This window comes from Porticoccus sp. (assembly GCA_023261185.1).
Classification (GTDB): domain Bacteria; phylum Pseudomonadota; class Gammaproteobacteria; order Pseudomonadales; family Porticoccaceae; genus Porticoccus; species Porticoccus litoralis.
In genome coordinates, this window is sequence record JALRJN010000086.1 from 1 (window position 1) to 3961 (window position 3961).

Genomic DNA, 3961 nt, shown 5'->3' on the forward strand with positions numbered 1-3961 from the left:
ACCAGCATAAACCCGAGAACCACCAGCATACCGATGGTGACCGACTTGATACCCAGGGCAATATTTTCGGCACCCAGCGACGGACCGATGGTGCGCTCCTCCACAAAGTACATGGGCGCAGCCAGTGCACCCGCTCGGAGCAACAGCGCCAATTCCGAAGCTTCACGGGGGTTATCAAGACCGGTAATGCGGAAAGTCACGCCCAGCGCACTGCGAATGGTGGCAAGACTGATAATCTTCTTCTCGACATAACGTTCCGGAATGGCAATCTGCTCACCATTCTCATCGGTGGTGTAGTCCATCCGGGTTTTGTACTCGATAAACAACACCCCGAGACGCTTGCCGATGTTCTTGCGAGAGGCCCGGTGCATGCGCGCACCGCCCTCACTGTCCAGGTTGATGTTGACCTGGGGCATACCATTTTCATCAAACGAGGATGTGGCATTGGAAACATGATCACCAGTAATGACCACCGTACGTTCGAGGAAGGCATCCTTTGGCCGTGCGTTGGGATCGCGGAATTCAAATTTTTCCCGGTTGGTGATTTTTCCCGGTTCTGCTTCCAGTCGAAATTCCAGATTAGCTGTTTTACCAATGATCCGTTTTGCTTCCGCCGTATCCTGCACACCGGGCAGCTCCACCACGACGCGATTGCGGCCCTGGCGCTGAACAATGGGTTCCGATACGCCTAGCTCATTCACCCGATTACGCAATGTGGTCAGGTTCTGGTTGAGGGCATAATCCTCAATTTCCCTGACGGCCGCTTCGGACATGCTTGAGCGAATCACAAAGAGGCCGTCCTCCTCACTCAACTGTCTGCCCAAATCCCGAAAGTTTTTACGCAGGATTTCACTGCCCTGATCACGCTCTGCCTCAGTATCGAATTTACTGACAATGGTTGCTCCATCTTCCAGCTTGACACTTGCATAGCGCAACTTTTCTTCACGCATAGCCGCCCGCACCTCACGGACAGCCGTATCCATTCGTTTGCCGATTGCTTCGTCTGTATTCACTTCCAGCAGGAAATGAACACCACCACTGAGATCGAGGCCAAGCTTCATGGGGCTGGCTCCCAGCGAGGACAGCCAGTCTGGCGTGGTGGCAGCAAGATTTAACGCAACAATGTAATCGGAACCCAAGGCACGCTGGATAACACGCTTGGCCAGCAATTGTTGCTCGCCATCCCGAAGGCGAATAAGACCGTTTTCACCGCTCACTTCACCACCGAAGTACTCGATACCCTCCTGTTTGAGCGCCGCTTCAACACGCTCGAGCACAGGAGCATCGATTACCGTGCCACTGCTCTGGCCGGAGATCTGCACTGCAGGATCGGGGACGTAAAGATTGGGGAGTGCATAAACAACCCCCAGCGTAATCACAAAGACTATCAGCAGGTATTTCCAAATTGGGTAACGGTTCATATCACGGTTCTTGTGTTGTGTCCCGGTTGATAAAGCGGGCCATTATAGGCTGAATTGAACGGGCTTGCCGAACCCGTCAGAAATAAAAGTTACCCGATGGTATATGGGGACGACGCAACGTAACTCAAGTTGCCGGGGTGAGGCCCTGCTCCCGGTAAAACTGCTCGGCAAACCCATCGAGGCGCTCTTCCTCAATTGCACGGCGGATATCCGACATCAGGTTCTGGTAATAACGCAGGTTATGAATGGTGTTGAGTTGTGCGCCGAGAATCTCTCCACACTTTTCCAGATGATGCAGGTAGGCCCGGCTGAAGTTCTGGCAGGTATAGCAGTCACAGTTGACGTCGAGCGGGGCCGTATCATGGCGGTGAACCGCGTTGCGAATTTTCACCACCCCGCCACTGGTGAACAAATGACCATTGCGGGCATTGCGGGTGGGCATCACGCAATCAAACATATCAATGCCGCGACGCACTGCCTCGAGAATATCCTGGGGCTTACCCACCCCCATCAGGTAGCGGGGTTTGTCGGCGGGCATTTTGGGTGGAAGGTGATCGAGGATACGAATCATATCTTCCTTGGGCTCTCCTACCGACAAACCACCGATGGCATAGCCGTCAAAACCGATGTCTTCCAGACCGTTAAGGGACTCCTCACGTAGAGCTTCGTACATACCACCCTGAACAATCCCGAACAGCGCCGAGGGATTATCGCCATGGGCATCCTTACTGCGTTTTGCCCAGCGCAGAGATAGCTCCATAGAGGACTTGGCCTGATCTAGCGTCGCTGGATAGGGCGTACACTCATCAAAAATCATCACCACATCGGCGCCAAGTTCATGTTGGACGCGGATCGATGACTCCGGATCGAGAAACACCGGGCTACCGTCGATAGGTGAGCGAAAGGAAACCCCTTCCTCGGAAATCTTGCGGATATCACCGAGGCTGAAAACCTGAAAACCACCGGAGTCGGTAAGAATAGGGCCAGGCCACTGCATAAAGTCATGCAGATCTCCGTGCTCCATCACCACCTGAGTACCGGGTCGCAGCATCAAGTGAAAGGTGTTGCCGAGAATGATCTGTGCACCGATTTCCCCGATATCCCGGGGTAGCATACCTTTCACCGTGCCACAGGTACCGACTGGCATAAAAGCCGGTGTTTCCAACACACCCCGGGGAAATTGCATCCGGCCACGTCGTGCCTTGCCATCACTGATATCCAGCTCAAACGACATGAAACAATCACGACTCATTCCGGCATATCCTCTCTGGCATTAGGGTTACACGTCAGGAACATGGCGTCCCCATAACTGAAAAAACGATAACGCTCAGCAACGGCTTCTTTATAAGCCCTCATGATGCGGGAAAACCCTGAAAAGGCACTAACCAACATCAGCAAAGTAGATTCTGGCAGGTGAAAATTGGTGATCAGCGCATCCACGACCCGGAATTGATATCCCGGGTAAATGAAAATATCGGTTTCGCTATTCATGGGCACAATCTGCCCTGCTGCCGCAGCACTTTCCAGGCAGCGCACACTGGTAGTGCCCACTGCAATCACCCGACCACCCCGGGCTTGGGTTTCCACCACCTGCCGACAGACCTCTTCAGACACATCAATGACTTCCGCGTGCATCTGGTGGTCGAGGATATTATCCACCCTCACCGGCTGAAATGTGCCGGCCCCCACATGCAAAGTGACATGGGCGATTTCCACACCCTGGACTCGCAACTGAGCAAGCAGGTCTTCATCAAAGTGCAAACCCGCTGTCGGCGCCGCTACCGCACCGGGTTTTTCTGCATAAACTGTCTGGTAGCGTTCACGATCCAGTTTGCCATCTGCGCGATCAATGTAAGGCGGCAATGGCATATGACCATGGGTTTCCAGGATATCCAGCGCTGACCGGTCGCCCTGAAAATACAGGCAGAAAAGCTCCCCTTCCCGACCTGTGACTTCGGCAACAACATCACCCTCGAAATGAATTGTTGTCCCTGGCTTCGGGGACTTGCTGGCACGCAGATGTGCCAGCACACTGCGTTCATCCACCAGGCGCTCCACCAGCATTTCAACTTTGCCACCACTGGCTTTATGGCCATAGAGACGCGCCGGAATCACCCGGGTGTTGTTAAACACCATCAAGTCACCAGGCCTGACCAGTTCTGCGAGGTCAGGGAACTGTCGATGCGAGATCTCACCACTTTCCCCGTCCAGCACCAACAAGCGGCTGCCGCGACGTTGCGCTGCAGGCTGCCGCGCTATCAGCTCATCGGGCAAATGGTAGTGAAAATGGTCGCGGCGCATAATTTCTGATCGTGGTGCGGTGAAAGGCCGCAAGGGTAAAGGAAATCACCTGACAGGGCCAGCAAACCCATGCTTCCAAAAGGGTACATCTATTGATTCTGCAAGGGCCGCTGCTATAATCGCGCCCCTGTGCCAGAGTGGTGAAATTGGTAGACACAGGGGATTCAAAATTCTCAAGCGATTTTGTATCCCAAGTGAAAATTAAGCTTTTCTGTAGTGTACCTGTGAAAGGATTTGCG

At 53.7% G+C, this 3961-nt stretch carries 3 protein-coding genes; all 3 read right to left on the bottom strand.

Features of this window, described 5'->3' with window-relative positions; translation table 11 throughout:
* Nucleotides 1–1421 (bottom strand): SecDF P1 head subdomain-containing protein (locus ACYZYZ_RS08100; protein ID WP_461483902.1); only part of this gene is annotated, 1421 nt, incomplete at its 3' end.
* Between the two features lie 124 nt (nucleotides 1422–1545).
* A complete protein-coding gene (gene tgt, locus ACYZYZ_RS08105) occupies nucleotides 1546–2655 on the bottom strand; it encodes a tRNA guanosine(34) transglycosylase Tgt (protein ID WP_461483904.1) in 1110 nt (369 codons plus the stop codon).
* A gap of 14 nt (nucleotides 2656–2669) precedes the next feature.
* Nucleotides 2670–3722 carry a tRNA preQ1(34) S-adenosylmethionine ribosyltransferase-isomerase QueA gene (queA, locus tag ACYZYZ_RS08110; RefSeq protein ID WP_461483903.1) on the bottom strand — a complete coding sequence of 351 codons (1053 nt, stop codon included), beginning with the start codon at nucleotides 3720–3722 and terminating at the stop codon, nucleotides 2670–2672.
* Nucleotides 3723–3961: the final 239 nt, after the last annotated feature.

Coding starts and splice junctions, on each gene's coding strand:
- tgt (WP_461483904.1), bottom strand. CDS start 2,655: ATGTCGTTTGAGCTGGATATCAGTGATGGCAAGGCACGACGTGGCCGG.
- queA (WP_461483903.1), bottom strand. CDS start 3,722: ATGCGCCGCGACCATTTTCACTACCATTTGCCCGATGAGCTGATAGCG.